This is a genomic window from Oleiphilus sp. HI0066 (assembly GCF_001635725.1).
Genome location: NZ_LWFH01000850.1, coordinates 1 through 404, shown reverse-complemented (window position 1 = coordinate 404; position 404 = coordinate 1). Strand labels below are relative to the sequence as shown.

General features: G+C 48.8%; 1 protein-coding gene. It reads right to left on the bottom strand.

Annotation, left to right across the window (positions count from 1 at the left end):
* A partial coding sequence (locus tag A3738_RS09870; protein WP_197473776.1) for a UbiA family prenyltransferase occupies nucleotides 1-404 on the bottom strand: 404 nt, incomplete at both ends.

The following is a 404-nucleotide window of genomic DNA, read 5'->3' as shown; positions in this document are numbered from 1 at the left end:
TGAGGATCCAAATAACCTGTTGAAGCAGTCCAACCTAACAGAGGAGGCGCAGCGCCTGCCAAACCACCAATCACAATATTCTGGGGAGTAGCACGCTTGAGATACATCGTATAAATTAATGCATAGCCGATTAATGAAGCTAAGGTTAACCAGGCCGTCAGGGCATTCACCCAGACCATTAATACCAGCATCCCGATGCTGCCAATTAATGCCGCAAAGATAAGTGCAGATGCACTATCTACTTTCCCCTGCACGATCGGGCGTTTCTTGGTACGCGACATGTGCACGTCAATGCGTTGATCAACGACATGATTGATTGCCGCAGCGGATCCCGCCATCAACGCAATCCCTAGATTACCCAATATAAGAGCTTCCCACGATGGCAAGCTATATGTCGCTAGGAG